Annotated in this window: 2 pseudogenes; both read left to right on the top strand. The window is 45.0% G+C overall.

The window, feature by feature from the left end:
- Positions 1-169: 169 nt before the first annotated feature.
- Positions 170-895: pseudogene (gene tnpC, locus B5F07_RS22145) on the top strand (IS66 family transposase); the annotation flags it as partial.
- Between the two features lie 66 nt (positions 896-961).
- A pseudogene (locus B5F07_RS23640) lies at positions 962-1,065 on the top strand (IS66 family transposase); the annotation flags it as partial.

Here is a 1,065-nt window from a genome sequence, read left to right as displayed (position 1 = left end):
TTTTAGACATTCCGCTGTTTATGCATTCATTCATGATTTTGGCCCAGTGCTCTGCACGGACCTGATGTGTGATCTTATCCATAGGGACACTCCTCTAAAAAACTTGTAGTTTTCTGGAGGTATTATCTCATAGATAGATAAAACTAGCACGGTACTAGTGATTTACCGTGTACTGTATGAATACCAGCAGACCAGAAATGCATCTCATCCACGGGAATTCCTGAAAGGATATGATGGCGTCTGCGTGACAGACGGTTATCAGGTCTATCATACGTTAGAAAAAGAGTTGGAAGAATTGACGATTGCCGGATGCTGGGTTCATTGCCGCCGCAGATTTGATGAGGCTTTGAAGCTGATCCCTAAATCATGCCAAAAGGAATCGGAAGCATTTCTGCTGATGAAACAGATTCAGGCGATTTACCGGGAAGAAGGGAAACTGAATGACATTTCTTCTGATGAACGGCTTAAGCAGCGGCAGGCGGTTATAAAACCACTTGTGGATGCATTTTTTGCATACCTGAAAACCATAAAGGCATCCAGAAAGGACAAGTTTGGTGACGCAGTCGGCTACGCACTGAATCAGGAAAGATATCTCCGGGTCTTTCTTACAGATGGAGATGTCCCGATTGACAATAATGCATCCGAAAGGGCAATCCGAGGCTTTTGTATTGGGAAGAAGAACTGGCAGATGATTGATACAATCAATGGAGCCAAAACTTCTGCAATCATTTACAGTATTGTGGAAACTGCAAAAGCCAATCATCTGAAGCCTTTTGATTATGTGCAGCATCTCTTGGAAGAGATCCCGAAGCACATGGATGACAGGGATTGTTCCTTTCTGGAAGATCTTCTTCCATGGTCAGAAAAACTTCCGGCGGAAATCCGTAAAGCCTAAATATTGGTGGCTGCCAAGCAGCCGCCTAAAAATGTCAAGGTACTCGCTATTTGGCGTTTACGCTTTACCAACAATCTCAGCGAGAATGCGATCCGTCCATTTGCAGTGGGCCGGAAGAACTGGCTGTTCAGCAGTTCTGTGGACGGAGCGAATGCCAGCGCGGTAGTCTA

The sequence above is a fragment of the Lachnoclostridium sp. An169 genome (genome assembly GCF_002160525.1).
Lineage (GTDB): Bacteria > Bacillota > Clostridia > Lachnospirales > Lachnospiraceae > Mediterraneibacter > Mediterraneibacter cottocaccae.
Note: the sequence above shows the minus strand (reverse complement) of the source record. Positions and strands in the feature narration are given on the sequence as shown.